The sequence below is a fragment of the Rhodovulum sp. FJ3 genome (assembly GCF_032918305.1).
In the GTDB taxonomy this organism is placed as follows: Bacteria; Pseudomonadota; Alphaproteobacteria; order Rhodobacterales; family Rhodobacteraceae; genus SAT37.
In genome coordinates this window covers 178,059-201,885 of the sequence record NZ_JAWJUU010000001.1, presented here as the reverse complement: position 1 = coordinate 201,885, position 23,827 = coordinate 178,059, and the positions used below count along the sequence as shown (strand labels likewise).

General features: G+C 62.9%; 29 protein-coding genes. 23 read left to right on the top strand and 6 right to left on the bottom strand.

Annotation, left to right across the window (positions count from 1 at the left end; all coding sequences use genetic code 11):
- Positions 1 to 28: 28 nt before the first annotated feature.
- Positions 29 to 1,360 carry a trigger factor gene (gene tig, locus R1W00_RS00960; RefSeq protein ID WP_317260843.1) on the top strand — a complete coding sequence of 444 codons (1,332 nt, stop codon included), beginning with the start codon at positions 29 to 31 and terminating at the stop codon, positions 1,358 to 1,360.
- A gap of 168 nt (positions 1,361 to 1,528) precedes the next feature.
- On the opposite strand, the gene R1W00_RS00955 is transcribed toward tig, so the two are convergent.
- The 5 genes from R1W00_RS00955 to R1W00_RS00935 form a co-directional block, all read right to left on the bottom strand.
- The gene (locus R1W00_RS00955) at positions 1,529 to 1,762 is read right to left on the bottom strand and encodes an acyl carrier protein (protein ID WP_317260842.1); all 234 of its coding nucleotides are present in this window, start codon (positions 1,760 to 1,762) and stop codon (positions 1,529 to 1,531) included.
- Between the two features lie 163 nt (positions 1,763 to 1,925).
- Complete coding sequence (gene fabG, locus R1W00_RS00950) at positions 1,926 to 2,663, bottom strand: 3-oxoacyl-[acyl-carrier-protein] reductase (protein WP_317260841.1); 738 nt, start codon at positions 2,661 to 2,663, stop codon at positions 1,926 to 1,928.
- A 12-nt stretch (positions 2,664 to 2,675) separates the two neighbouring features.
- The gene (gene fabD / locus R1W00_RS00945; RefSeq protein ID WP_317260840.1) at positions 2,676 to 3,620 is read right to left on the bottom strand and encodes an ACP S-malonyltransferase; all 945 of its coding nucleotides are present in this window, start codon (positions 3,618 to 3,620) and stop codon (positions 2,676 to 2,678) included.
- 68 nt (positions 3,621 to 3,688) lie between these two features.
- Positions 3,689 to 4,585: a glycosyltransferase family 92 protein gene (locus R1W00_RS00940; RefSeq protein WP_317260839.1), complete on the bottom strand. Its 897-nt coding sequence runs from the start codon at positions 4,583 to 4,585 to the stop codon at positions 3,689 to 3,691.
- Between the two features lie 87 nt (positions 4,586 to 4,672).
- Entirely contained in the window at positions 4,673 to 5,293 is a 621-nt protein-coding gene (locus R1W00_RS00935; RefSeq protein WP_317260838.1) for a hypothetical protein, read from the bottom strand.
- A gap of 209 nt (positions 5,294 to 5,502) precedes the next feature.
- Between R1W00_RS00935 and R1W00_RS00930 the strand changes: the two genes are divergently transcribed.
- Positions 5,503 to 6,705 (top strand): cytochrome b/b6 domain-containing protein, encoded by a 1,203-nt coding sequence (locus R1W00_RS00930; protein ID WP_317260837.1) that lies wholly within the window; start codon positions 5,503 to 5,505, stop codon positions 6,703 to 6,705.
- Positions 6,706 to 6,806: 101 nt separating this feature from the next.
- A complete protein-coding gene (locus R1W00_RS00925; protein ID WP_317260836.1) occupies positions 6,807 to 7,385 on the top strand; it encodes an MOSC domain-containing protein in 579 nt (192 codons plus the stop codon).
- Positions 7,386 to 7,451: 66 nt separating this feature from the next.
- Here R1W00_RS00925 and R1W00_RS00920 read toward each other — a convergent pair whose 3' ends face one another.
- Positions 7,452 to 8,024 carry a YceI family protein gene (locus R1W00_RS00920; protein WP_317260835.1) on the bottom strand — a complete coding sequence of 191 codons (573 nt, stop codon included), beginning with the start codon at positions 8,022 to 8,024 and terminating at the stop codon, positions 7,452 to 7,454.
- A 283-nt stretch (positions 8,025 to 8,307) separates the two neighbouring features.
- Here R1W00_RS00920 and rpsF point away from each other — a divergent pair, with 283 nt between their 5' ends.
- The 20 genes from rpsF to R1W00_RS00820 all read left to right on the top strand — a co-directional run bounded on the left by rpsF (position 8,308) and on the right by R1W00_RS00820 (position 23,825).
- Complete coding sequence (rpsF, locus tag R1W00_RS00915) at positions 8,308 to 8,661, top strand: 30S ribosomal protein S6 (RefSeq protein WP_317260834.1); 354 nt, start codon at positions 8,308 to 8,310, stop codon at positions 8,659 to 8,661.
- A gap of 29 nt (positions 8,662 to 8,690) precedes the next feature.
- Positions 8,691 to 8,918, top strand: a complete 228-nt coding sequence (gene rpsR / locus R1W00_RS00910) for a 30S ribosomal protein S18 (protein ID WP_005982441.1) — start codon at positions 8,691 to 8,693, stop codon at positions 8,916 to 8,918.
- A gap of 12 nt (positions 8,919 to 8,930) precedes the next feature.
- A complete protein-coding gene (gene rplI / locus R1W00_RS00905) occupies positions 8,931 to 9,551 on the top strand; it encodes a 50S ribosomal protein L9 (RefSeq protein WP_317260833.1) in 621 nt (206 codons plus the stop codon).
- A gap of 272 nt (positions 9,552 to 9,823) precedes the next feature.
- Positions 9,824 to 10,174 (top strand): hypothetical protein, encoded by a 351-nt coding sequence (locus tag R1W00_RS00900; protein WP_317260832.1) that lies wholly within the window; start codon positions 9,824 to 9,826, stop codon positions 10,172 to 10,174.
- The gene (locus tag R1W00_RS00895; protein ID WP_317260831.1) at positions 10,074 to 11,444 is read left to right on the top strand and encodes a DNA-packaging protein; all 1,371 of its coding nucleotides are present in this window, start codon (positions 10,074 to 10,076) and stop codon (positions 11,442 to 11,444) included. Before R1W00_RS00900 ends, R1W00_RS00895 begins: the two co-directional genes overlap by 101 nt.
- Before the next feature lie 129 nt (positions 11,445 to 11,573).
- Complete coding sequence (locus R1W00_RS00890; RefSeq protein ID WP_317260830.1) at positions 11,574 to 12,749, top strand: phage portal protein; 1,176 nt, start codon at positions 11,574 to 11,576, stop codon at positions 12,747 to 12,749.
- Positions 12,746 to 12,988: a hypothetical protein gene (locus tag R1W00_RS00885; protein ID WP_317260829.1), complete on the top strand. Its 243-nt coding sequence runs from the start codon at positions 12,746 to 12,748 to the stop codon at positions 12,986 to 12,988. Before R1W00_RS00890 ends, R1W00_RS00885 begins: the two co-directional genes overlap by 4 nt.
- Positions 12,989 to 13,002: 14 nt before the next feature.
- Entirely contained in the window at positions 13,003 to 13,557 is a 555-nt protein-coding gene (locus R1W00_RS00880; RefSeq protein ID WP_317260828.1) for an HK97 family phage prohead protease, read from the top strand.
- A gap of 37 nt (positions 13,558 to 13,594) precedes the next feature.
- A complete protein-coding gene (locus R1W00_RS00875; protein WP_317260827.1) occupies positions 13,595 to 14,779 on the top strand; it encodes a phage major capsid protein in 1,185 nt (394 codons plus the stop codon).
- Positions 14,780 to 14,926: 147 nt separating this feature from the next.
- Positions 14,927 to 15,526: a head-tail connector protein gene (locus R1W00_RS00870; RefSeq protein WP_317260826.1), complete on the top strand. Its 600-nt coding sequence runs from the start codon at positions 14,927 to 14,929 to the stop codon at positions 15,524 to 15,526.
- A complete protein-coding gene (locus R1W00_RS00865) occupies positions 15,526 to 15,864 on the top strand; it encodes a head-tail adaptor protein (RefSeq protein ID WP_317260825.1) in 339 nt (112 codons plus the stop codon). The genes R1W00_RS00870 and R1W00_RS00865 overlap by 1 nt, the downstream gene beginning before the upstream one ends.
- Positions 15,861 to 16,271 carry a DUF3168 domain-containing protein gene (locus R1W00_RS00860; protein WP_317260824.1) on the top strand — a complete coding sequence of 137 codons (411 nt, stop codon included), beginning with the start codon at positions 15,861 to 15,863 and terminating at the stop codon, positions 16,269 to 16,271. Before R1W00_RS00865 ends, R1W00_RS00860 begins: the two co-directional genes overlap by 4 nt.
- Before the next feature lie 22 nt (positions 16,272 to 16,293).
- Complete coding sequence (locus R1W00_RS00855; RefSeq protein WP_317260823.1) at positions 16,294 to 16,707, top strand: phage major tail protein, TP901-1 family; 414 nt, start codon at positions 16,294 to 16,296, stop codon at positions 16,705 to 16,707.
- Positions 16,707 to 17,048, top strand: coding sequence for a gene transfer agent family protein (locus R1W00_RS00850; RefSeq protein WP_317260822.1), 342 nt, complete (start codon positions 16,707 to 16,709; stop codon positions 17,046 to 17,048). The genes R1W00_RS00855 and R1W00_RS00850 overlap by 1 nt, the downstream gene beginning before the upstream one ends.
- The gene (locus R1W00_RS00845; RefSeq protein WP_317260821.1) at positions 17,038 to 17,232 is read left to right on the top strand and encodes a rcc01693 family protein; all 195 of its coding nucleotides are present in this window, start codon (positions 17,038 to 17,040) and stop codon (positions 17,230 to 17,232) included. Before R1W00_RS00850 ends, R1W00_RS00845 begins: the two co-directional genes overlap by 11 nt.
- Positions 17,232 to 17,894, top strand: coding sequence for a phage tail tape measure protein (locus R1W00_RS00840; protein WP_317260820.1), 663 nt, complete (start codon positions 17,232 to 17,234; stop codon positions 17,892 to 17,894). Before R1W00_RS00845 ends, R1W00_RS00840 begins: the two co-directional genes overlap by 1 nt.
- 12 nt (positions 17,895 to 17,906) lie before the next feature.
- Positions 17,907 to 18,539, top strand: coding sequence for a DUF2460 domain-containing protein (locus tag R1W00_RS00835; RefSeq protein ID WP_317260819.1), 633 nt, complete (start codon positions 17,907 to 17,909; stop codon positions 18,537 to 18,539).
- Positions 18,536 to 19,423 carry a DUF2163 domain-containing protein gene (locus R1W00_RS00830; protein ID WP_317260818.1) on the top strand — a complete coding sequence of 296 codons (888 nt, stop codon included), beginning with the start codon at positions 18,536 to 18,538 and terminating at the stop codon, positions 19,421 to 19,423. Before R1W00_RS00835 ends, R1W00_RS00830 begins: the two co-directional genes overlap by 4 nt.
- The gene (locus tag R1W00_RS00825) at positions 19,420 to 19,851 is read left to right on the top strand and encodes a peptidase (RefSeq protein WP_317260817.1); all 432 of its coding nucleotides are present in this window, start codon (positions 19,420 to 19,422) and stop codon (positions 19,849 to 19,851) included. The genes R1W00_RS00830 and R1W00_RS00825 overlap by 4 nt, the downstream gene beginning before the upstream one ends.
- Positions 19,851 to 23,825 carry a glycoside hydrolase/phage tail family protein gene (locus R1W00_RS00820; protein WP_317260816.1) on the top strand — a complete coding sequence of 1,325 codons (3,975 nt, stop codon included), beginning with the start codon at positions 19,851 to 19,853 and terminating at the stop codon, positions 23,823 to 23,825. Before R1W00_RS00825 ends, R1W00_RS00820 begins: the two co-directional genes overlap by 1 nt.
- Positions 23,826 to 23,827 lie beyond the last annotated feature (2 nt).

Sequence of the window (23,827 nt, the reverse complement as noted above, 5' to 3'; positions counted from 1 at the left end):
CACCAAGACTGATGAGAAGGACGACAAGATGCAGGTCACCGAAACCCTGAACGAGGGTCTCAAGCGCGGCTACCAGATCACCGTCACCGCGGCTGAACTGGACGCCAAAGTGAATGAGAAGCTCGCCGAGGCCCAACCTGAAATCGAGATGAAGGGCTTTCGTAAAGGGAAAGTTCCGATGGCTCTGCTGAAAAAGCAGTTTGGTCAGCGTCTCCTTGGCGAAGCCATGCAGGAAACCATCGACGGCGCTATGGCGTCGCACTTTGAAGAATCCGGCGATCGCCCCGCAGCCCAGCCCGACGTCAAAATGACGAACGACGACTGGAAAGAAGGCGACGACATCGTGGTCGACATGACCTACGAAGCCCTGCCGGAAATCGCTGATCCCGACCTGTCGGGCGTCAAGCTTGAGAAGCTGGTTGTCAAAGCTGCCGAAGCAGACGTTGAAGAAGCTCTGAAAAACCTGGCCGAAACCGCCCAGAACTTTGAGCCGCGCCGCAAAGGCAGCAAGGCCAAAGACGGCGATCAGGTCGTAATCGACTTTGTTGGTAAAGTGGACGATGTGGCATTCGACGGCGGTTCGGCCGAAGACTACCCGCTGGTTCTGGGCTCCAACAGCTTCATCCCCGGTTTCGAGGAACAGCTGGTCGGCGCCAAAGCCGAAGAAGAGGTTGAGGTCAAAGTGACCTTCCCCGCCGAATACGGTGCGGAAAACCTGGCTGGCAAAGACGCTGTTTTCACCTGTACCGTGAAAGAGGTCAAAGCCCCCGCCGCCGCCGAAATCGACGACGAGCTGGCCAAGAAATTCGGTGCAGACGATCTGGACGCCCTCAAGGCACAGATCACCGAGCGTCTGGAATCGGAATACACCGGCGCCGCACGCGCTGTGCTCAAGCGTGGCCTGCTGGACGCGCTGGACGATCTGGTCAAGTTCGACCTGCCCCCCAGCCTGCTTGAGGCCGAGGCCAAGCAGATCGCGCACCAGCTGTGGCACGAAGAGAACCCCGAGGTTCAAGGCCACGACCACGGTGAGATCGAAGTCAAAGACGAGCACAACAGCCTTGCCGAGCGCCGCGTGCGTCTGGGCCTGCTGCTGGCCGAAGTTGGCCGCAAAGCCGAGATCGAAGTCACCGACGCCGAGATGACCCAAGCGATCATGGCCCAAGCACGCCAGTATCCGGGCCAAGAGCGTCAGTTCTTTGAGTTCATTCAGCAGAACGCTCAGGTGCAACAGCAGCTGCGCGCGCCGATCTTTGAAGACAAGGTTGTGGACCACCTGTTCGAACAGGTTGAGATGACCGAGAAAGAAGTCTCCAAAGACGAACTGCAGGCCGCTGTAGAGGCCATGGAAGACGAATAAGTCTCTCCACAGTCTGATAGATTTAGGGCCGCCCTCTGGGTGGCCCTTTTTCGTTGTGCAGGCCACAGAGATGCGGGTCACGGGCGCATCGCGGGGCAGGGGCAACCGCACAAACAAAAACGGCGCCCGCAGGGGGCGCCGTTTCGTTGATCCGGATGGATCTAAAACTTAGGAAGCTTCAGTGATGAATTTCACTGCGTCGCCAAAGGTCTGGATGGTCTCGGCGGCGTCATCGGGGATCTCGATGCCGAACTCTTCTTCGAAGGCCATAACCAGCTCAACGGTGTCCAGGCTGTCTGCGCCCAGGTCGTCGATGAACGAAGCGTTTTCAGTGACTTTGTCTTCTTCAACGTCCAGGTGCTCGACGACGATCTTTTTGACGCGATCTGCGATGTCGCTCATATCAATTCCTCATTGGTCTCGGGCGCATTGCCCGCGTTCTGGTTTGGCCCAATGGACCGCAGTAAAGCCAAGCCCAAAATGGCCTCAGCAACGAAATCTGCGCCGCCTATAGCACAAAGCAATGCCAACGCAAACGCTTTGTGCCACTTCGGCGGCGCAGGGATTAGAACATCGCCATGCCGCCGTTGACGTGCAGCGTGGCACCGGTGACATAGGAGGCCTCTGTGCTGGCCAGATAAGCAACCGCCGAGGCGATCTCAACCGGATCGCCCATGCGACCGGCGGGAACCTGCGTCAGGATGCCGGATTTCTGGTCATCGTTCAGCTTGTCCGTCATCGCGGTGGTGATGAAACCGGGCGCGACACAGTTCACGGTGATGCCACGGCTTGCGACCTCATAGGCCAGCGATTTGGACATGCCCACCAGACCGGCCTTGGCGGCGGCATAGTTGGCCTGACCGGCGTTGCCCGTGGCCCCGACGACCGAGGTGATGTTGATGATGCGGCCCCAGCGGGATTTCATCATCGGACGCATCACGCCACGGCACAGCTTCATCGCGGCGCCAAGGTTCACGTTCAGCACGGTGTTCCATTCGTCATCGGACATGCGCATGAACAGGTTGTCGCGCGTCACACCGGCGTTGTTCACCAGAATGTCGAGGCTGCCCATGGCGGCGATGGCGTCCTTGGGCAGGGCGGCAAGCGCCTCGTCATCGCCAAGGTTGCAGGGCAGCACATGCGCGCGCTCACCCAGTTCGGCGGCCAGCGCCTCAAGCGGTTCAACGCGGGTACCAGACAGGCCCACGGTCGCGCCTTGTTCGTGCAGGGCCTTGGCGATTGCGCCGCCGATGCCACCCGAGGCACCAGTGATCAATGCGGCTTTGCCGGTCAAATCAAACATTGGGGTAACTCCTTAAGACAAACTTGCGGCGGCGGCGGTGACGTCATCGGGGGCGCCGACCGCCTTGCAGGCGATGGATTTGTCGATCCGGCGGATCATCCCCGACAGGGCCTTGCCCGCGCCGATTTCCCAGATTTCGGTGATGCCCTGACCGGCCATCCACAGAACCGATTCCCGCCAGCGCACGGAATGGGTCACCTGTTCCACCAGCAGATCGCGGATGGCGGCGGCGTCGCTGACGTCATGGGCCAGAACGTTGGCCACGACCGGAACGGCGGGGGCGTTAATCGTGACCTCGGCCAGCGCCTCGGCCATGCGACGGGCGGCGGGTTCCATCAGGGTGCAATGGAACGGTGCGGACACGGGCAGCATCACCGCGCGTTTCGCACCGGCCTCACGGGCAAGGCCCGTGGCGTGCTCAACCGCAGCAGCCGCGCCCGAGATCACAACCTGCGAGGGGTCGTTGTCATTGGCGGCCTGACAGACGGCACCGGTGTCGGCAGCGGCCTGTTTGGCGATCTTGTCAGCGGCGGCAAAGTCCAGACCCAGCAGCGCGGCCATCGCGCCCTCGCCAACGGGGACGGCGGCCTGCATCGCCTCACCACGGATGCGCAACAGACGCGCGGCATCGGAAATCGACAGGGCACCTGCGGCGGCAAGGGCCGAGTATTCCCCAAGGCTGTGACCGGCGACATAGGTGGCGGCGGAAATGGTGACGCCCTCGGCCTCAAGCGCGCGCATCGCGGCCAGCGAGGTCGCCATCAGCGCGGGCTGGGCGTTTTGCGTCAGGGTCAGGGTGTCTTGCTCCCCCTCCCAGATCAGCGCGCTCAGGCTTTCGCCCAGTGCCTCATCCACCTCGTCGAAAACGGCTTTGGCGGCGGGATATGCGTCGGCAAGGGCCTTGCCCATCCCGATGGTTTGCGCCCCTTGGCCCGGAAAAACAAAAGCTCGGCTCATCGTGCCCCCCTTAATGGTTTTGACAGGGCATAGCGGCTGAAAACCCGCGAAACAAGGGAAAGGAACACCTAGGGTGCGATGCGGGCCAAAAAGGATTGGGCGGCGGTATCCGTGACCTGCTCGGCCTCGATATTGGCGACGTTGCGGCGCACGCGTCGGGCGTGCTTGTCTGCCTCGACCGATTTGTTCGATCCGCGCGCGATCTTGGCCGCCAGTTCCTGTTCCGAGCGGGTGTAATAGTGGTTCAGCTGTATCGCGTCGGTCGAATAGAACGCGGGCGTGGTCCGGTCGCGCAGGGCAAAGCGCGCGCCCGCGTCATTGAACACATCGCGCCCCAGATCGGTTTCGACGCTGTGCACGTGTAGGGCGCGAATACGGGCGGGATCAAAGATGGTTTTGAAATTGGTCACGCCGCGCACACCCGACAGGGGACGGGCCGCGCGTTTGGTATAATTGGCCAGAACCCCGCCTTCGGGGGGCGCATCATGGCCATTGCGTCCGAAATTGTGCCACGGCAGGGAAATCGCCGGACAGTCGGTCAAAGGGGCCAGCGCGGCGTCGACGCTATTGGCCCGCGTCGGGATCAGAAACTCGTCGGCATCAATGGGCGCCATCCAGCGGTGGCGCGGGCCATAGTTCGACACCGCATGGGCATAGGCCAGAACCTGATTGTGAACCTCCATGCCTTGGTCCGCGTCGCGCAGGCGTTGGTGCCATGGGGTGATCGTGACCTGATCGCCCAAGGTCTCGCGCAGGATATCGGGCGTGCCGTCGGTCGATCCATCGTCATAGGTATAGATATGGGCGACACCGGCGCGGCGGTGGAAATCGGCCCATTCGGCGATATGGCGTGCCTCGTTTCGCACGACCAACACGATGGCCAGACCCGCACGATCCGGCAGGGCAGGGCGCGGCGCCACTGCGATCCGACTGATCAGTTTGGACGGAAAAAACCGTTTAAGCATGTGCTGCGCCTGTCTGTTGCCTGTCGTTCAGTATCAACCAAACGCGGGTCGGTCCAGATCGGCGCAGTGTGCTTGTGCCGGCGGGGCTTAGGCGGTGGCCATGGGGCGCAGGCGGCGACCCACGCGGGACCAGCCCTGCATCTGGGTTTTGACCGGGCCCAATTCGAGGTTCAGGCGTTTGTGCACCTCGCGCAGGGTGACGTCACTGCCGTTGGCGATATGGATCGCCTGTTTCTGTCCCGACACGCGCAGGAACAGTTGCGACAGGGAGCCGACCTTTTTGATGTAGGCGGTTTTGATCGAGTCAAAGGGCAGATCGCGCAGGGTGCGGCTGACACCTTTGCGGTTGACGGCACAGATGCGCAGGCTGCGGCGTTCGGTATCGATCTGAACCTCGCGCGCCAGTCCGCGTTCGGAAATCCACAGGAACATCAGCGCGGGCATGAACAAACCAACCGAGGCGGCGGTTTTCGAGACGCTGAGCGCAATGGGCGTTGCCGCGTTCACCATCGGGATCATCCATTGGGCGGACACAGCGGCCAGAAAGGCCAAGCCGGTCAAGCCACACATCCGTTCGATCGTGGCCGAGCGGCGGCTGACCTTGGTGTCCGAGCGCACGATATAGCCCCACTCGGTTTCGCACATGCTCACCCAGCCGCGCGAGGCGGTGCGTGATACGTCGAATGTTGCATAGTTGGACTGGGCCATTGTGGCACCTCTGTTGCGGTTGTGGACACCAGATTTGCAACGAAAAGTGGTGGGAATGGGGCAGGTTCGGACCCATTTCGCGGCCCAGTTGTAAAATTTTCGCACAATGATCCCTGCGTTTTGCGCACATATTCCGTGCGTGCGTTGAAATTGTTTTGGGGGCGGGGGGCGGTAGGATCGGGCCAAAGCATTTTGACGGAGGCAGGCAGATGCCCGCAGCGAATTCGCCCACCGCCTATGGTGAGGTAGCCAAGTTTTTCCACTGGGCCACGGCCCTTTTGATTTTGACCCTGATCCCGCTGGGGATCATTGCCGAGGAACTGCCCTATGACACGGGTGAGGCCCTCGCCCTCAAGGCGCAGGTGTTTTCGGTGCACAAGACGCTGGGCGTTCTGGTGTTCTTTGTCGCGCTGGCGCGGATCCTCTGGGCGCTGACACAGGTGCGCCCGGGTCTGTTGCACAGCGATAAAAAGGCCGAGGCGTTTCTGGCGACGCTGGTGCACTGGCTGCTCTATCTGTCGATCGTTCTGGTGCCGCTGTCGGGGTGGTTGCACCACGCGGCAACGGACGGGTTCGCGCCGATCTGGTGGCCGTTCGGGCAATCCCTGCCGTTCGTGCCGAAATCCGAGGCTGTCTCGCATGTGTTTGGTGCGTGGCATTGGGTGCTGACCAAGGTTCTGATCGGGTCCCTGATCCTGCACATACTGGGCGCGATCAAACACCATGTGATCGACAAGGACGCCACGCTGCGCCGGATGTGGTTCGGGGCCAGTGACGCCGCAGGCATGGGGCATCATCCGAAATCCGGTGCCGTGGCTGGTCTCGCGGTTTATGCGGTGGCCTTGGTCGTCGCGACGGTTCTGGGTCTGTCGGGCGGCGATGCGCGTGAGGGCGGCACGACCCAACTGACCGCCGCGCCCAGCCCTTGGACCGTCCAGGAGGGCAGTATCGGGATCGCGGTTCAGCAGTTGAACAGCGAGGTCAGCGGACAGTTCGGCCAATGGTCCGCCGTGATCGAATTCGTCGAGACCCCCGTCGAGGGCAGCCATGGCCGCGCCGAGGTCAGCATCGCGGTCGACAGCCTGACCCTTGGCTCGGTGACATCGCAGGCGATTGGCCCCGATTTCATGCAGGCCGAGGCGCATCCCGTCGCGACCTTTACCGCCGATCTGGTTCCGGCAGAGGCGGGCGCGTATCTGGCGGTGGGGGAATTGTCCCTTGCCGGTGCGACGGTGCCGGTCGAGATGCCGTTTGATCTGACGCTTGAGGGCGACACGGCCCATGCGGTCGGTCAGGTCGCGCTGGATCGTCGCGACTTTAACATCGGGGAAAAGTACCCCGATGAGGGCACGGTGGGCTTTGGCGTAACGGTCACAATCGACGTCACCGCGACGCGCACGCCTGAGAGCTAATATAAGGTGTCAAATGCATCGAACGGGGCGGTCCATCGGGCCGCCCTTGTTTTTATATGGGGCGCTGATACCGTAGCGGCGATATTGTTTGCAGGTGCCCCATGCCCGATCCCGCGATTGATCCCGCCACATTCCAGAGCCTTGAGGCGCTGGGCGAACGTCTGCCCGACATACTGGCGTCGCCCAAGGACGCGGGGCGGTTGGATTTGATCGTTGTGCGCCCCGATGCGGGCCTGCGCGAGATGCCCGACCGGATCGCGGTCAACGGTCCCGAGGGCCTGCCGGGGGATCACTGGATCCGCGGGTCGGGCTATGTGAATGAGGACGGATCGGGCGATGTGAACGCCAGTGTCTGTATCATGATGTCGGCCTGTATCCGCGCGATTGCGGGGGATGATCTGGCGACATGGGCACCGGCGGGGGACAACCTGTTCATCGATATGGACCTGACGCCCGCCAATATGCCGCCGGGCACGCGGTTCGCGATTGGCTCTGCCGAATTCGTGGTGACGGAAATGCCCCATAACGGGTGTCAGCAGTTCATCGACCGCTATGGGCGCGATGCCTGCCTGTTCGTGAACACCGGCGCGGGCAAGGAGCACCGGTTGCGCGGGGTTTATGCGCGGGTCATCACGGATGGCGACATCGCCGTGGGCGACAGCGTGCGCAAACTGTCCTAACGAAAACGCCCGACCAAAAGGGCCGGGCGTTCGCGGTACATGTGTGAGTGGCGGCTAGCCCACCGATTATTCGGCGATCATCGCCTCGATCGAGATCGAAACGGGGATTTCGTCGGGGATGTAGGGAACGAAAGCACCGAGGTTGTATTCCGAACGCAGCAGGGTGGTGGTGGCGTCAAAGCCAGCCCATTCCTTGTTCTCGATCGGGTGCATGCCTGCTTGGTTCAGGACAGCGTCCAGAACAACGGGCTTGGTCACGCCGTTCAGGGTAAAGTCGCCGGTGATCAGGGCGGTGTTTTCACCGGTGACTTCGATGCCGGTCGACACAAAGCTGACCATTTCGTCGTCGGTGGCGTCAAAGAAGTCAGGCGACATAAAGTGGTCGAAACGTGCCGGGAAGCCGGTGATCATCGATTTGACGGGCATGCTCACCGAAACGGTCGAGTTTTCGGGATGCTCTTTGTCGAACGCGATGTCGCCGGTAAAGCCCGAGAACATACCAAAGATTTCCGAGAAGCCCAGGTGGTTGAACGAGAACAGAACCTGTGCGTGGCCGGGGTCGATGGTGTATTTGACGGCTTCGGCGTGGGCCGGAATGGCGGCCAGCATCAGAGCGGTCGAAGCAAGAAGCGATTTCATAAAGGATCTCCGGTTGAGATGAAAAGACATGTTCGAAATGTCACTACATTCTTCGGTGCGGCAATTCGCTGATCTCGAACAAAATCTGTTCGCATTCACACAGACGGACAGGTCGCGTATGCACAGTGTGCGGCGGAGGCCCAAACGCTTGCATCCGACCGGCACCTGTGTATAAGGGCGCATCTCTTCGCGCACTTGATTGAACCGGCGCAGCCTCTCGTGAGCGGGAGCGAAGGGATTACCCGCTCTATGAAATGCGTCTGAAAATAGAACTGGAGATCACATGCCGCTGTATGAGCATGTTTTCATTGCGCGTCAGGATCTGTCCAACGCGCAGGCCGAAGGTCTGGTTGAGCACTTCTCGGCTGTACTGGCAGACAACGGTGGTAAAGTCGTTGAGAGCGAGTACTGGGGCGTCAAAACGATGGCCTACAAGATCAACAAAAACCGCAAGGGCCACTATGCCTTCCTGAAGTCGGACGCACCGTCGCCCGCCGTTCAGGAAATGGAACGCCTGATGCGCCTGCACGACGACGTTATGCGCGTTCTGACCATCAAGGTCGACGAGCACGCTGAAGGCCCGTCGGTACAGATGCAAAAGCGCGACGAACGTGGCGACCGCCGCGAGCGCCGTTGATCGCAAGCTGAGAAAAAGGACTGTAACCAATGGCAGCTAAACCGTTTTTCCGTCGTCGCAAGGTGTGCCCGTTCTCGGGTGATAACGCACCGAAAATCGACTACAAAGACACCCGTCTTCTGCAGCGCTACATCTCTGAGCGCGGCAAAATCGTGCCCTCGCGCATCACCGCCGTTTCGGCCAAGAAGCAGCGTGAGCTGGCCCGTGCTATCAAGCGCGCCCGCTTTCTGGCTCTGCTTCCCTACGCCGTGAAGTAAGGAGTTCTGATCATGGATATCATCCTTCTGGAACGCGTGGCCAAACTGGGCCAAATGGGCGACGTCGTGTCGGTCAAAGAGGGCTATGCCCGTAACTTCCTTCTGCCCCAAGGCAAAGCTCTGCGCGCCAACGAGGTGAACGTGAAAGCGTTCGAGGACCAAAAGGCCCAGCTGGAAGCACGTAACCTTGAAACCAAGAAAGAGGCTGAAGATCTGGCCGCGAAACTGGATGGACAGCAGTTCATCGTGATTCGCTCGGCATCGGATTCGGGCGCTCTGTACGGTTCGGTTTCGACCCGCGACGCAGCAGACGCCGCAACCGAAGCTGGCTTTAGCGTTGATCGCAAGCAGGTCGTTCTGACCGCGCCGATCAAAGATCTGGGCCTGCACGCAGTAACCGTGCGCCTGCACCCCGAAGTTGAAGCTTCGATCGAGCTGAACGTTGCACGTTCGACCGAAGAAGCTGAACTGCAAGCCTCGGGCAAATCGATTCAGGAACTGGCCGCCGAAGCCGAGGCCGAAGCTGAATTCGAAATCGCTGAACTGTTTGACGACATCGGGTCGGCCGCGTCGGATGACGACGATCTGGCAGAAGCCGTCGAAGAGCAGGAAGAGGCATCGGACGACGAATAATCGTCCATCTCTACCGATTATAAGGGCCGTCCCGTTGGGGCGGCCCTTTTCTTTTGGGCGGGTTTTTCGCGGTTTGCCCAATGGAATAAGGCGTGTGGATGTCTGTTAGGGTCCTGTTAACCCTTTGTTAATAATAAACTTCTTGACCTTTCGAACGGTCCAGAGTATACCTTCGGGCAAGCTAGAAGAAGTGGCCAAGCGGCGCCGGTACCCCCGGTTGCCGCTTTTTCATTTCGCTCGTGCGGACGGCATGAGAGGGCAGGCTTAACCATATGACTGTGACTGTCCCCCAAGGGGGTGATCCGGCCGCGCAAGAATTGCTTGCAGCGGCCGAGCGGCATTTCGAACGGACGATCGCCGCAGTTGACGACATCATTAACGAGGTACGTGCGGGCCAGACGGCCCGCGCCAAGGAACTGCGCGGCGCCCTGGGTGAGATGGGCAAAGCGTTGCAAACCGCCTTTGATGAAAGGGCCAAAGTTGAAAAACGTATCAAGTCAGAGACCGGAGGCGCGGGGGGATATGCCCTCGACTTTGACGCCGCACGGGTTGAGATCGGGCGCAGACTTGCTTGCCTGCGCGACGCCCGAGGAACAGAAGGCCTTTCTGGCGGATCTGGATGAGGCGTCTTTGCTGGCGCTGCCGTATATTTTCGAGTTCTGGGCCCTGCCGCACCAATTGCCCCCCGAAGGACAGTGGCGCAGCTGGGTCATTCTGGGTGGGCGCGGCGCGGGGAAAACCCGCGCCGGTGCCGAATGGGTGCGCAGTCAGGTCGAGGGCTCGCGCCCGATGGATGTGGGGCGTGCTCGGCGGGTGGCCTTGGTCGGGGAAACCTTTGATCAGGCGCGTGAGGTGATGGTGTTTGGCGAGAGCGGCATTCTGGCCTGCTCGCCGCCCGACCGTCGCCCGCGCTGGGAAGCCACCCGCCGCCGGTTGGTCTGGCCCAATGGCGCGGTGGCGCAGGTGTTTTCGGCGCATGAGCCAGAGGCGTTGCGCGGGCCGCAATTCGATGCGGCCTGGGTGGACGAGCTGGCCAAGTGGAAAAAGGGGCAGGACACGTGGGACATGTTGCAGTTCGGTCTGCGTCTTGGGGTGAACCCCCAGCAGGTCGTGACGACAACGCCCAAGAACGTCGGTGTTCTGCGCACTCTGTTGGACGCGCCGAGCACGGTGTCGACCCATGCCCCGACCGAAGCGAACCGCGCCTATCTGGCGGCCTCGTTTCTGGAGGAGGTGCGTACGCGCTATGGCGGGACGCGTCAGGGGCGCCAAGAGCTGGACGGGTTGATGTTGGAGGATGCCGAGGGCGCGCTGTGGAGCACGGCGCAGCTTGAGGCCGGTCGGGTGAAAGAGCTGCCCGCCTTTGATCGCGTTGTGGTGGCGGTGGACCCGCCCGTCACGGGGCACGCGGGATCGGATGCCTGCGGGATCGTGGTGGTGGGCGTTACCACCCAAGGTGCGCCGCAGGATTGGCGCGCTGTGGTGATCGAGGATGCCTCGGTCGTGGCGTCGTCCCCCAGTGCTTGGGCCGAGGCGGCGATTGACGCGCTGCGCCGGCATGGGGGCGACCGGTTGGTGGCTGAGGTGAACCAAGGCGGGGATCTGGTCGAGAGCGTGTTGCGCCAGATCGATCCGATGATCCCCTATCGCGCCGTGCGGGCCAGTCGGGGCAAGATCGCCCGCGCCGAGCCTGTGGCGGCCCTCTATGAGCAGGGGCGGATTGCCCATGCGGCGGGGCTGGGCGAGCTTGAGGACCAGATGTGCCAGATGACGGCGCAGGGGTTCCAGGGCAAGGGCAGTCCCGACCGCGTGGATGCGTTGGTCTGGGCGATTTTCGACGCGATGATTGCGCCCTCGGCCACGTGGCAGCGGCCGCGCGTCAGGACCCTATAGGCGCGCCCGGCCCTGATGGGGGCATGAGTATTTAGACCAAGATGAAGACAGGCCGGTTGCAGGGTCTGGGCCCGTCCAAAGGGTTTTGGGCGGGTTTTATGCTGTGTCGGACGGAAAAGGAGCAAGGACATGGTTTGGACGATGTTTCGGCGCGCGGCGCCGGACGTGCCCGAGAAAAAGGCCAGTGCGACCGGGCCGGTCGTGGCGTGGGGGCAAATGGGGCGTGTGGCATGGAGCCCGCGCGATACGGTGTCTCTGACCAAGAGCGGGTTCAGTTCCAATCCGGTCGGGTTTCGGGCGGTCAAGCTGATTGCCGAGGCGGCGGCGGCCTTGCCGTTGGTCTGTCAGGATGAGATGCGCCGCTATGACATGCATCCCGTTCTGGACCTGATCGCGCGGCCCAACGGGGCGCAGGGGCGGGCGGAGTTGCTCGAGGCCCTGTATGGTCAGCTGCTGCTCAGCGGGGACGGGTATCTGGAGGCCGTGGGGGGCGAGGATGTGTTGCCCATTGAGTTACACGTGTTGCGGTCTGACCGGATGTCGGTTGTGCCGGGTGCGGATGGCTGGCCGATTGCCTATGAGTATGCGGTGGGCGGGCGCAAGCACCGGTTCGATTTGCGGGACGGGGCCTTGCCGGTCTGTCATATCAAGAGTTTCCACCCGCAGGACGATCATTACGGGTTGTCGCCGATGCAGGCGGCGGCGGTTGCGTTTGACGTGCACAATTCGGCGTCGCGCTGGTCTAAGGCGTTGCTGGACAATGCGGCGCGCCCGTCGGGGGCGATTGTCTATCGCGGGCAGGACGGGCAAGCGAGCCTGAGCGAGGAGCAATACGCCCGCCTGCAGGACGAGATGGCGTCCTATCATCAGGGGGCGGTGAACGCGGGGCGTCCGATGCTGCTTGAAGGCGGGTTGGACTGGAAACCCATGGGGTTCTCGCCCTCGGATATGGAGTTCCAGAAGACCAAAGAGGCGGCCGCGCGCGAGATTGCAATCGCATTCGGGGTGCCGCCCATGTTGTTGGGCATTCCCGGCGATGCGACCTATGCCAATTACCAAGAGGCCAACCGCGCGTTCTATCGTCTGACGGTTTTGCCGATGGCAGCGCGGGTGACGGCGGCGATTTCCGAGTTCCTGTCGCGTCACAGCGGTGAGCGGGTCGAGCTGCGTCCCGATCTGGATCAGGTGCCCGCGCTGGCGTCCGAGCGCGAGGCGCAGTGGCGGCGCGTGTCGGAGGCGGATTTCCTGACGGTTGGAGAGAAACGGGCGCTGTTGGGGCTGCCGCGACAGCCCGACGAGGAATGAGCGCCGAGCCCGCACGCAGCGGGTCCAAATACCTCTATGCGCCGTTCGAGGTGGCCCATGCACGGATCGACGCCAATGAGCGCGTCGCCGAAGAGCGCTGGGCCGCGCTGGAATACCGGTTGGGGCGCATCGAGGCCAGCCAAGAGCGGGTCGAACGGCGGCTGTGGTTGGCGGTTTACGGGGTCGTAGCGGCGGTTCTGGTGCAGGGGGCGTTGTCCCTTGTGTCGGTGGCGCCCTGATACAGGAGAAGCAGATGAGTTTTGTTGAAACGGGCCTAGAGCGCAAGTTCTGCCAGACCGATGCACAGGTCCGGATGAGCGATGACGTGACGGTCGAGGGCTATGCCAGCCTGTTCGGGATCACCGATCAGGGGGGCGACCGTGTAGAGCGTGGCGCCTATGGCCGTAGCCTTGCCGAACTGGCGAAAAAGGGCCGTCCGGTGCGGATGCTGTGGCAGCACGATCCGGCCCAGCCCATCGGCGTGTGGGACGAGGTGCGCGAGGATGAGCACGGTCTCTACGTCAAGGGCCGCCTGTTGCCCGACGTCGCCAAAGGGCGCGAGGCAGCGGCATTGATTCAGGCGGGGGCGATTGACGGTCTGTCGATCGGATACCGTACGAAACGGGCGCAAAAAACCGCCGAGGGCGGGCGCCTGTTGCACGATCTGGAGCTGTGGGAGGTGTCCTTGGTGACCTTCCCGATGCTTCCGGAGGCGCGGGTCGGGGCAAAGGCGGACACGCCCGAGGCCGAAACCTTGCGACAGTTGGCAGCGGCCTTTCGGGACGCCTGCCAGAGTGAGGCGGGCTAGGCCCGCGTAACCATCCAGAACCAGACAGGACGTGACTATGAGCGACTGCCACGAGCAGGCGATGGGTGCCTCTGTGCCCATGGCCGATGTGACCGAAGCAATTGGCGAATTCATCCACGAATTCAAGGGCTTTCGCCGCAACATTGAAAACCGCATTCAAAAACAGGAAGAGCGTATGACCAAGTTTGACCGTAAATCCATGATGGCTGGCCGTCCGGCATTGTCCAACGGTGCCGCCCAAGAGGCCCCCCACCAAAAGGCGTTCGCCGCCTATCTGCGTTCGGGCGATGACGACGCGCTGCGTGGTCTGAACATGGAAGAAAAAGCCCTGTCGACCGCCGTGTCCGCCGAGGGTGGCTATCTGGTCGATCCGCAGACCTCGGAGACGATCAAATCGGTTCTGAACAGCACCTCGTCGCTGCGCTCGGTTGCGCAGGTCGTCGCGGTTGAGGCCACGTCCTATGACGTTCTGGTCGATCACAGCGACATCGGTTCGGGCTGGGCGTCGGAGACCGGTACCATCACCGAAACCGACACCCCCCAGATCGAGCGTGTGTCGATCCCGCTGCATGAGCTGTCGGCGATGCCCAAGGCGTCCCAGCGTCTGCTGGATGACAGCGCGTTCGACATCGAGGGCTGGCTGGCCAGCCGTATCGCCGACAAGTTCGCCCGCGCCGAAGCGGCCGCGTTCATCAACGGCGACGGCATCGACAAACCGACCGGCATTCTGAGCCACGCGCAGGTCGCCAATGACAGCTGGGCGTGGGGTTCGCTGGGCTATATCGCGACCGGCACCGATGGTGATTTCGACGCCGTTTCGCCCGCCGATGCGGTTCTGGACGTGGTTTATGCGCTGGGCGCGGAATACCGTTCCAACGCGACCTTTGTCATGAATTCGAAAACCGCCGGTGTGGTGCGCAAGATGAAGGACGCCGATGGCCGCTTCTTGTGGACTGACAGCCTTGCCGCAGGTGAGCCTGCACGTCTGCTGGGCTATCCGGTGATGATCGCCGAAGACATGCCTGACATCGCTTCGGGCAGCGCGGCGCTTGCCTTTGGTGATTTCGCCTCGGGCTACACCGTGGCCGAACGTCCCGACCTGCGCGTTCTGCGCGACCCGTTCAGCGCCAAGCCGCATGTCCTGTTCTATGCCACCAAACGCGTTGGCGGTGACATCAGCGATTTTGCCGCGATCAAGCTGCTGAAGTTCTCGGTCGCCTAAGCGATCCCGAGTTGCCCCCGCCCCATAAGGGCGGGGGTTCCGGCGCGCGCGATATGTCCCTGTGTTGTCTAGCTGTCTTGTCCGTCCGTCCGAGCGGTGCAGGCGCGCGCGCCACTTCTTGATGGCACCGGAACAATGGAGAAACCCATGATGTTGATCGAGCAGACGACAGTGCCCACCGAGGCATTGCCGGTTGAAGAATTTAGCGCCCATTTGCAACTGGGGACCGGGTTTGCCGATGACGGTGAGCAGGCCCCGTTGCTGGAGGCGCTGTTGCGTGCGGCGATGGCCGCCGTTGAGGGGCGCATTGGCAAGGTGCTGTTGACGCGGGATTTCGTCTGGACCGTCACCGCGTGGCGTGAGGCGGACCGTCAGGCCCTGCCGGTTGCGCCGGTTGTGGATGTGACGCGCCTGACGGTGATTGACCGCGCGGATAATGCGACGGATGCGGAGGTGGGGACCTATCGTCTGGAGCCTGACACCCATCGCCCGCATGTGCGTGCCACCGGGTCGGCCCTGCCGACGATTGGCATTGGCGGCACGGCGGAAATCGCGTTTCAGGCGGGGTTTGGTGCGGCGTGGGATGCGATTCCTGCCGATCTGGCGCAGGCGGTGTTCCTGCTGGCCGCGCATTACTATGAACATCGCGCCGCCGCCGGTGAGGGCGAAAAGGCGATGCCCTTTGGCGTCAACATGCTGTTGGAACGCTGGCGCACGGTGCGCATTCTGGGCGGAGGGATCTGCTGATGGGCGGTCCTGTGTTGCGCCGCAAGCTGATCCTAGAGGGGCCGCTGCGCACCGCTGATGGCGCGGGCGGGTTCAGCCAGAGCTGGGCCGCGCTGGGCGCGTTGTGGGCGGATGTCACGCTGCGTTCGGGGCGTCGGACCGAGGCGTTCGATGTCGAAACCAGCCTGACCAGCTATCGCATCACGGTGCGCGCGGCCGCGCCCAATGCGCCGTCCCGCCCACGCCCCGGTCAACGGTTTCGCGATGGCAGCCGCCTGTTCGCGATTGATGCGGTGTCCGAGGCCGGTGGCCGTGGGCATTACCTGATTTGTTATGCCACCGAGGAGGGCGCGGTATGAGCTATCAGCACGCAAACGCCCTGCAGGTGGCCGTCTACGGCGCGCTTCAGGCTTCGGCAGCGGTACAGGCAGACGTGGCGGGCGCGGTTTACGACGCCGTTCCCGCAGGGCCTGTGCCGCCGCTCTATGTCATTCTGGGCGAAGAAGAGGCCTTGGCGCGCGACGATATGACGGGCACGGGCGCTTTGCACAAATTCACGGTCTCGGTGGTCGGAACGGTGTCCGGATTTGCGGATATGAAGGTTCTGGCGGGCGCGATCTGTGACGCCCTGACCCCTGCGACCGTGACCCCGTCCGACGGGCATCTGATCAGCCTGAACTTTGAACGCGCCCGCGCCCGTCGTCTGGACGGGGGTGCGGGGCGTCAGATCGACCTGCGTTTCAACGCACGCATCGAACATTCCTAATTTCTAAACCGGAGTACACGCCATGGTGGCCCAAAACGGCAAAGACCTATTGATCAAGCTCGACCTGACGGGGGACGGGCAGTTTGAAACCATCGCGGGCCTGCGGGCCACGCGCATCAGCTTTAACGCCGAGCAGGTCGATGTGACCTCTCTGGAGAGCCAAGGCGGCTGGCGCGAATTGCTGGCCGGTGCCGGTGTGAAATCGGCGGCGATTTCGGGGTCCGGCGTGTTCAAGGACGCCAACACCGACGAACGCGCGCGCCAGATCTTTTTCGACGGCGAAACCCCCGATTTTCAGGTTATCGTGCCCGATTTCGGCATTGTCACGGGCGCGTTTCAGGTGACGTCGCTGGAATATTCCGGCTCGCACAATGGGGAGGCGACCTATGAAATCTCGCTGGCCTCGGCGGGCGCGATTGCGTTCACGGCGCTCTGATGGCGAACCCCTATGCGGGCGAGGTGGCCCTGATCATTGATGGGCAGGAACGGGTGCTCAAGCTGACCCTTGGGGCGCTGGCCGAACTCGAAGAGGCGCTGGGCGAGGACACGCTTGTCGCCCTGATCGACCGGTTCGAGGGCGGCGGGTACAGCGCGCGGGATCTGATGGCGCTGGTCCTTGCGGGGCTGCGCGGGGGCGGCTGGTCCGGCACGGGCCGCGATCTGGCCAACGCGACAATCGAGGGTGGCCCGATGGAGGCCGCCCGCGTGGCCGCGCGTCTGTTGGCCGTGGCGTTCAGCGTGCCCGCCTCACCCGCAGGGGGTGCCTATGCGGTTTGACTGGCCCGCGCTGATGCGGGCGGGGCTGATCGGGTTGAACCTGAAACCGGCCGAGTTCTGGGCGCTGAGCCCTGCTGAATTGCTGATGATGCTGGGCCACGGCAGCGGCCCCGCACCGATGGGACGCGCGCGGCTGGATGAGCTGTCGCGCGCCTTTCCTGATGTTCACGAAAGGCAAGAGTGATGGCGGATTTCGACGGGCTGGAGGCCTTTGACGATCAAATCGCGGCGCTGGAGGACACGCTGGGCGGGGCCCAGGGCGTGGCGGCGACGTTTCAGGGCGAGTTGGCCAAGATGCGCGAGAGCGTGACCCTGACCAGTCGCGAGGTCGGCACCCTGTCGCGGGCCGTGGGGCGCGGTTTGCGCGGCGCGTTTGAGGGGCTGGTGTTTGACGGCGCGAAACTGTCCGATGCGCTGCGCGAGGTCAGTTCGGCCATTTCGGTCGCGGCTTATAACGCGGCGATCACACCGGTGCAGAACCACGTCGGCGGCTTGGTTGCGACGGGGATTGAGGCCGTGGTCGGCAGTTTGGTGCCCTTTGCCAATGGCGGCAGTTTCACGTCGGGCCGCGTGGTGCCGTTTGCGACGGGCGGGGTGGTCAGTTCGCCGACCTATTTCCCGATGCGCGGCGCGACGGGCCTGATGGGTGAGGCGGGGCCAGAGGCGATCATGCCCCTGTCGCGCGGGGCGGATGGACGTTTGGGCGTGCGCTCGGACGGGGGCGGTGCGCCGGTCCATGTCACCATGAATATCTCGACGCCCGATGTGGGCGGGTTCCGCAAGAGCCAGAGCCAGATCGCCGCCGAAATGGGCCGTGCGCTGGCCCGTGGTCGCCGCAACAGCTAGGGGAGCAAGTCCATGAATTTTCACGACATTCGATTTCCCGCGAACCTGAGTTTCGGGTCCGTGGGCGGGCCTGAGCGGCGCACAGAGATCGTGACGCTGGCCAATGGCTATGAGGAACGTAACACGCCGTGGGAACACGCGCGCCGCCGCTATGATGCGGGCGTGGGGATGCGGTCGCTGGACGATGTGGAAACCTTGATCGCGTTTTTTGAGGCGCGTCGGGGGCAGCTGTTCGGGTTCCGTTGGAAGGACTGGTCGGATTACAAATCCTGCCTGCCTCTGTCCGATGTGGGGTTTGAGGATCAGATCATCGCGCATGGTGATGGCGAGACGACCGCGTTCCCGCTGCTCAAGACCTATCAATCGGGCGAGTTCAGCTATGCCCGCCCGATCACCAAGCCGGTCAAGGCGACGGTGCGGGTCGGGATTTCGGGCGATCCGTTGGTCGAAACGGTGCATTTTTCGGTCAACTATGACACTGGCGTGGTGACGATTTTCGACGCGCCGGACGTGGATACGGTGATCACGGCGGGGTTCGAGTTCGACGTGCCGGTGCGGTTTGACACTGATACGATCCTGACCTCGGTCGCCAGTTTCCGCGCAGGTGACGTGCCGCGCGTGCCGGTTGTCGAGGTGCGGGTATGAGCGTGCCGCAGGAATTGAACGACCGTTTATTAACCGGCGTGACCACCCTGTGCCGTGCGTGGCGGGTGGATCGTCGGGACGGGACCGTGCTGGGCTTTACCGATCATGACCGCGATCTGGCGTTTGAGGGTGTCACGTATCGCGCGCAATCGGGGATGAACGCGCGCGCGCTGAGCCAGACAAGCGGGCTGGCCGTGGACAACAGCGAGGCGATTGGCGCGCTCAGTGACGCGGGCATCAGTGAGGCCGATATCGAGGCTGGGCGGTACGATGGTGCGGCCCTGCGCATCTGGTTGGTGGATTGGTCGAACCCCGATCTGCGGGTGTTGCAGTTTCAGGGGTCCCTTGGTCTGATCACGCGGCGCGACGGGTTGTTTGAGGCCGAATTGCGCGGGCTGACCGAGTTTCTGAACCAACCACAGGGACAGGTCTATCAACGTCCCTGCGCCGCCATTCTGGGGGACGCGCGGTGCCGGTTTGACCTCAGCCGCGCGGGATATACCACGGAACAGGTGGTGGGCCGTCATGAGGATGGCCGCCGGTTCTGGTTCGATGGCGTCACGGATTTCGAACCGCGCTGGTTCGAACATGGCCGTATCAAGGTCCAGAGCGGGATCAGCACGGGCCTGATCGGGATCGTGAAAAACGACCGGTTCGAGGATGGCCAGCGGATGATCGAACTGTGGGAACCCCTGCGTGGGGAGATCGCGACGGGGGATCAGCTGTTGATCGAGGCGGGGTGCGACCGGCGCGCCGAGACCTGTCGCGCCAAGTTCGGGAACTTTCTGAACTATCGCGGTTTTCCGCATATTCCGGGTGAGGATTGGCTGATCAGCTATCCGGTTCAGGGCGGGGCCAACACCGGCGGGAGCATGAATTCGTGAGTGTCGCAGATCGCGCCGAGGCGATTGCGCGGTCATGGATCGGGACGCCCTATGCGCATCAGGCGTCTGTGCGCGGCGCGGGGTCGGATTGCCTGGGTCTGTTTCGGGGGATCTGGCGCGACCTATACGACGCGGAACCCTGCGCCATTCCCGCCTATACCGCCGATTGGACCGAAAGCGGCACACAGGAACCCCTGTGGCGCGGTCTGGCGGCCTTGATGCCGACCCGTCCCGCCGATGCGGCGGGGGTGGGGGATGTGATCCTGTTTCGGATCAAATCGGGCGCGGTGGCCAAGCATTTGGGCATCCGCAGCCGCAATGGATTGATCCATGCCTATTGGGGGCATGGGGTGATTGAAAGTCGCTATGGCATGTCATGGGCCCGTCGGGCCGTGGCCAGCTTTGCGTTTCCAGACAGGAGTGAATGATGGCGACGATTGTTCTGTCGGCTGTGGGTGCGGGGATCGGCTCGGCCCTTGGGGGATCGGTTCTGGGCCTGTCGAGCGTGGTGATCGGGCGCGCGGTGGGCGCGACCATCGGTCAGGTGATCGACCAGCAAATTCTGGGTGTGGGGGCCGAGCCGGTCGAGACGGGCAAGGTCGAACGGTTCCGCCTGATGGGCGCAAGCGAGGGCGCGCCGGTCAACCGTGTCTACGGGCGCACGCGGATCGCGGGTCAGGTGATTTGGGCCTCGCGTTTTTACGAGAGCACCAAGACCTCGGGTGGGGGCAAGACATCCGGCCCCGAGGTCACGACCTATAGCTATTCGGTCTCTCTGGCGATTGCGCTGTGCGGGGGCGAGATCCTGCGCGTTGGGCGGGTCTGGGCCGATGGGGTTGAGGTGTCGCGCGATCAGGTGAACCTGCGCGTCTACACCGGCACCGAGGATCAGGAACCCGATCCGTTGATCGAGGCGATTGAGGGTGCGGAAAACGCACCGGCCTATCGCGGGATCGCCTATGTGGTGCTGGAGGATCTGGAACTGGCGCAATTCGGCAACCGTGTGCCGCAACTGTCGTTTGAGGTGGTGCGCCCCGTGACGTCCGACGATCCGGCGCAAAAGCCGCTGTCCGAGGTGATTGAGGGCGTCGCGTTGATCCCCGGGACGGGGGAATTCGCGCTTGGCGTCACGTCGACCTATTACGGCAGCGGGCCGGGCGAAAACAATTCCGCGAATATGAACACGCCCTCGGGCCAGACGGATTTCGAGACCGCGCTAGAGGTTCTGGACGAGGAACTGCCCAAGGCGGATCATACCCTGTTGATCAGCAGCTGGTTCGGGACGGACCTGCGCGCGGGTGAGTGTGAGATCAAGCCGCGTGTCGAACAGAAAGACACCTATGCGGGGCCGATTCCGTGGATGGTATCGACCGAGGACCGTTACGCCGCTGATCGCGTGCCGGTGGATGAGGACGGGCTGCTCCTTTATGGGGGGACGCCGTCCGATCAGTCGGTGATTGAATCGATTGTCGCGCTCAAGGCCGCGGGGAAACAGATCACGTTTTACCCTTTCATCCTGATGGCGCAGACGGCGGATAACACGCTGATCAACCCCTATACCAGTGAAGTCGGGCAACCTGCCCTGCCGTGGCGGGGGCGGATCACCACGTCGCTGGCCCCCGGAATGGCGGGGACCACGGATCGGACCGCCGCAGCGCGCGCCGAGGTTGAGGCGTTCTTTGGCGCGGCGGATGGCGCCGATTTCTATGCCGCCTATGATTTCACGCCGCCCACGAACCAAGCCGAGGCCGAGGCGTTGTTGTCCGACATCCGTGGGCAATACGGCTATCTGTGGTATGACGGTCCGTCGGATGACTGGGGGTACCGGCGGTTCGTGCTGCACTATGCCCATCTGTGCAAGGCCGCAGGCGGGGTCGATGCGTTTTGTATCGGCTCGGAAATGCGCGGGATCACCACGATCCGCGATGACACCGGTGCCTTTCCGGCGGTTGAGGCGATGATCCAGCTGGCCGCCGACGTGCGTGCCATTCTGGGGCCGGATGTTGATATCACCTATGCCGCGGATTGGAGCGAATATTTCGGCTATCACCCGCAGGACGGGTCGGGCGATGTCCTGTTCCATCTGGACCCATTGTGGGCGGATCAGAACATCGATTTCATCGGGATTGATAACTATATGCCGCTGTCCGATTGGCGGGCGGGTAATGATCATGCCGATGCGGCGTTTGAGGACATCTATAACCTCGGCTACCTGCAATCGAACATCGAGGGCGGCGAGGGCTATGATTGGTATTACGCCAGCGCGTTGGAATCCGAGGCCCAGTTGCGCCGCCCGATCACCGATGGCGCCCATGGTGAGGATTGGGTGTTCCGGTATAAGGACATCCGCAACTGGTGGCGAAATGAGCATTACAATCGTCTGAACGGTGTTCGGGAGACCGTGCCGACGGGGTGGGTGCCGCAATCCAAGCCGGTTGTGTTCACCGAATACGGCTGTGCCGCGATCGACAAGGGCACGAACCAGCCGAACAAGTTTCTGGACCCGAAATCGTCCGAGAGCAGCCTGCCAGCCTATTCCAACGGGCGGCGCGATGACCTGATTCAGGCGCAGTATCTGCGCGCGATGACGGATTACTGGGGGGATGCGGCCAACAACCCCCTGTCCGAGGTCTATGGCGGGGCGATGATCGATATGTCGCGGTCAAACGTCTGGGCATGGGACACGCGGCCCTATCCGTATTTCCCGGGGAATGCGGAATTGTGGGGTGACGCGGACAATTACGCGCGCGGGCATTGGTTGAACGGTCGTGTCACCGGTCAGGCGCTGGGCGCGGTGGTGGCCGAGATTTGCCACCGTGCGGGCGTTGAGGACGTCGATACCAGTAGCCTCTATGGCATCGTGCGCGGCTATCACGTGGATGACCTGTCGTCGGGGCGGGCGGCGTTGCAGCCTCTGATGCTGGCCTATGGGTTTGACGCGGTAGAGCGTGACGGACAGTTGGTGTTCCGCAATCGTGGGGACGGGGCGGATGTGGTTCTGTCGTCTGATCGGATGGTGCGACGGGACAATGACGACACCGCGCTGGAACTGCTGCGCGCGCCCGAGGCCGAGGTGGCAGGGCGCGTGCGCCTGACCTTTACCGAGGCGGATGCCGATTATGAACTACGTTCAACCGAGGCGATTTTCCCAGACGAGGAAAGCCGCGCGGTGGCGGTGACGCAATTGCCCCTGATCTTGACACAGGCCGAGGGGCGCAAGATCACCGAGCGCTGGTTGGCCGAGGCGCGCCTGTCGCGCGATACGGCGCGCTTTGCCCTGCCGATGTCGCATCTGGATGTGGGCGCGGGGGATGTGGTGCAACTGGGTGCGTCGTCCTATCGGGTGGACCGTGTGGAGCAGGGCCTGTCGCGGGAAATCGAGGCGGTCAAAATCCACCCCAGCGTCTATGAGCCCTCGGACGCGGCCGAGGAAACCGTGACCCTGACGCCGTTTGTGGCGCCGGTGCCGGTGTTTCCGTTGTTTATGGACCTGCCCCTGTTGACCGGTGATGAGGTGCCTCATGCGCCCCATATCGCGGTGACGGCCACCCCGTGGCCGGGCACGGTCGCGGTATTCAGTGCGCCACAGGACAACGGCTATGTCCTGAACACCACCTTGGTTGAGGGCGCGGTGGTTGGCGTGACCGAGACCGACCTTGGCCGCGCCGCGCCCGGGCTGTGGGATCGTGGGCCTGCGCTGCGGGTGCGGGTCTATGGCGGATCGCTGGCCAGTGGGACGCAGGACGCGATCCTGAACGGGGCGAACGCGGCGGTGATTGGCGATGGCAGTTCGGGCAATTGGGAGGTGTTCCAGTTCCAAGAGGCCCAGTTGGTCGCGCCGAATACCTATGAGCTGCGCCTGCGGTTGCGGGGGCAGGCGGGGTCGGACGGGATCATGCCCGATGTCTGGCCCAGCGGGAGCTATATCGTGCTGCTGAACGCGGCGGCGCAACAGATCGCGCTGGACGCGTCTGAGCGTAACCTTGCGCGCTTTTACCGGATCGGTCCGGCGGGGCGGGCGGTCGATGATGCGTCCTATGTTGAAAAGGTTGAGGCCTTTGCGGGCAACGGGCTGCGCCCCTATGCGCCGGTGCATCTGCGCGAAACGGTGCAGGGCGATGGCGCGCGTGTGTTCAGCTGGACCCGCCGGACGCGGATCGACGGGGACACGTGGGAAGGGTTTGAGGTGCCGCTGGGCGAGGCGAGTGAGCTATACTCCATCCGGATCCGCGATGAAAACGGGGCGATTGTGCGACAGGATATGGCGACATCGCCAACATGGACCTATGGCGCTGCGGATCAGGCCAGCGATATGTTCGGCCCCGGCACACAGTTCGAGGTTGCACAGATTTCGGACCGGTTCGGGCCGGGACCCTATAGCGCCGTTGAGATCGCGATCTGACC

Excerpts from the sequence above, each read along its gene's own strand:
- tig (WP_317260843.1), top strand. The coding sequence starts at position 29 with ATGCAGGTCACCGAAACCCTGAACGAGGGTCTCAAGCGCGGCTACCAG.
- R1W00_RS00955 (WP_317260842.1), bottom strand. The coding sequence starts at position 1,762 with ATGAGCGACATCGCAGATCGCGTCAAAAAGATCGTCGTCGAGCACCTG.
- fabG (WP_317260841.1), bottom strand. The coding sequence starts at position 2,663 with ATGTTTGATTTGACCGGCAAAGCCGCATTGATCACTGGTGCCTCGGGT.
- fabD (WP_317260840.1), bottom strand. The coding sequence starts at position 3,620 with ATGAGCCGAGCTTTTGTTTTTCCGGGCCAAGGGGCGCAAACCATCGGG.
- R1W00_RS00940 (WP_317260839.1), bottom strand. The coding sequence starts at position 4,585 with ATGCTTAAACGGTTTTTTCCGTCCAAACTGATCAGTCGGATCGCAGTG.
- R1W00_RS00935 (WP_317260838.1), bottom strand. The coding sequence starts at position 5,293 with ATGGCCCAGTCCAACTATGCAACATTCGACGTATCACGCACCGCCTCG.
- R1W00_RS00930 (WP_317260837.1), top strand. The coding sequence starts at position 5,503 with ATGCCCGCAGCGAATTCGCCCACCGCCTATGGTGAGGTAGCCAAGTTT.
- R1W00_RS00925 (WP_317260836.1), top strand. The coding sequence starts at position 6,807 with ATGCCCGATCCCGCGATTGATCCCGCCACATTCCAGAGCCTTGAGGCG.
- R1W00_RS00920 (WP_317260835.1), bottom strand. The coding sequence starts at position 8,024 with ATGAAATCGCTTCTTGCTTCGACCGCTCTGATGCTGGCCGCCATTCCG.
- rpsF (WP_317260834.1), top strand. The coding sequence starts at position 8,308 with ATGCCGCTGTATGAGCATGTTTTCATTGCGCGTCAGGATCTGTCCAAC.
- rpsR (WP_005982441.1), top strand. The coding sequence starts at position 8,691 with ATGGCAGCTAAACCGTTTTTCCGTCGTCGCAAGGTGTGCCCGTTCTCG.
- rplI (WP_317260833.1), top strand. The coding sequence starts at position 8,931 with ATGGATATCATCCTTCTGGAACGCGTGGCCAAACTGGGCCAAATGGGC.
- R1W00_RS00900 (WP_317260832.1), top strand. The coding sequence starts at position 9,824 with ATGACTGTGACTGTCCCCCAAGGGGGTGATCCGGCCGCGCAAGAATTG.
- R1W00_RS00895 (WP_317260831.1), top strand. The coding sequence starts at position 10,074 with ATGCCCTCGACTTTGACGCCGCACGGGTTGAGATCGGGCGCAGACTTG.
- R1W00_RS00890 (WP_317260830.1), top strand. The coding sequence starts at position 11,574 with ATGGTTTGGACGATGTTTCGGCGCGCGGCGCCGGACGTGCCCGAGAAA.
- R1W00_RS00885 (WP_317260829.1), top strand. The coding sequence starts at position 12,746 with ATGAGCGCCGAGCCCGCACGCAGCGGGTCCAAATACCTCTATGCGCCG.
- R1W00_RS00880 (WP_317260828.1), top strand. The coding sequence starts at position 13,003 with ATGAGTTTTGTTGAAACGGGCCTAGAGCGCAAGTTCTGCCAGACCGAT.
- R1W00_RS00875 (WP_317260827.1), top strand. The coding sequence starts at position 13,595 with ATGAGCGACTGCCACGAGCAGGCGATGGGTGCCTCTGTGCCCATGGCC.
- R1W00_RS00870 (WP_317260826.1), top strand. The coding sequence starts at position 14,927 with ATGATGTTGATCGAGCAGACGACAGTGCCCACCGAGGCATTGCCGGTT.
- R1W00_RS00865 (WP_317260825.1), top strand. The coding sequence starts at position 15,526 with ATGGGCGGTCCTGTGTTGCGCCGCAAGCTGATCCTAGAGGGGCCGCTG.
- R1W00_RS00860 (WP_317260824.1), top strand. The coding sequence starts at position 15,861 with ATGAGCTATCAGCACGCAAACGCCCTGCAGGTGGCCGTCTACGGCGCG.
- R1W00_RS00855 (WP_317260823.1), top strand. The coding sequence starts at position 16,294 with ATGGTGGCCCAAAACGGCAAAGACCTATTGATCAAGCTCGACCTGACG.
- R1W00_RS00850 (WP_317260822.1), top strand. The coding sequence starts at position 16,707 with ATGGCGAACCCCTATGCGGGCGAGGTGGCCCTGATCATTGATGGGCAG.
- R1W00_RS00845 (WP_317260821.1), top strand. The coding sequence starts at position 17,038 with ATGCGGTTTGACTGGCCCGCGCTGATGCGGGCGGGGCTGATCGGGTTG.
- R1W00_RS00840 (WP_317260820.1), top strand. The coding sequence starts at position 17,232 with ATGGCGGATTTCGACGGGCTGGAGGCCTTTGACGATCAAATCGCGGCG.
- R1W00_RS00835 (WP_317260819.1), top strand. The coding sequence starts at position 17,907 with ATGAATTTTCACGACATTCGATTTCCCGCGAACCTGAGTTTCGGGTCC.
- R1W00_RS00830 (WP_317260818.1), top strand. The coding sequence starts at position 18,536 with ATGAGCGTGCCGCAGGAATTGAACGACCGTTTATTAACCGGCGTGACC.
- R1W00_RS00820 (WP_317260816.1), top strand. The coding sequence starts at position 19,851 with ATGGCGACGATTGTTCTGTCGGCTGTGGGTGCGGGGATCGGCTCGGCC.